This window comes from Providencia sp. Je.9.19, assembly GCF_051129765.1.
Lineage (GTDB): Bacteria > Pseudomonadota > Gammaproteobacteria > Enterobacterales > Enterobacteriaceae > Providencia.
Genome location: NZ_JBCPSS010000039.1, coordinates 1 through 412 on the forward strand (window position 1 = coordinate 1; position 412 = coordinate 412).

Genomic DNA, 412 nt, shown 5'->3' on the forward strand with positions numbered 1-412 from the left:
TAACGTCCATATCAATGACTTGATCACGGCTTTCTACCGCAATGGCGCAGGCTGTATCGATAATGGCTCCTTGCATGTTGACTCGCCCGTGACCTGCGTCGTTTGCGGCAACCGCAAAGGGCGCAACCAGGCAGGAAAAAATGCAAGGAAACACTGAAAGGGAAAATATCTTGCTGAGCATAACGCACTCCTTATACCGCCGTTAATCGCCACGGGGTTAAGAAAAAGGCATGCAAAACCAGTTCACATGCCTGTTCATTCCCCTAAATCACCAGAGGACGCATTGGCTTAGTTGTAGCTTAATGTAAAGTCCGTCACGGCTTGGAAGGCCCCTTCAACAACCGGCGTGCCCGCGGCTTCACCTTGCATGAACGCAGCAAAATTTAACGTTTGGTTACCATCAGCCAGAGTT

1 protein-coding gene is annotated in these 412 nt (G+C 50.0%); it reads right to left on the reverse strand.

Translation table 11 applies throughout. The features are described 5' to 3' along the window. On the reverse strand, positions 1 to 181 hold a 181-nt coding region (locus AAZR93_RS21620), incomplete at its 3' end, for a fimbrial protein (RefSeq protein ID WP_434721045.1). Between the last annotated feature and the right edge of the window lie 231 nt (positions 182 to 412).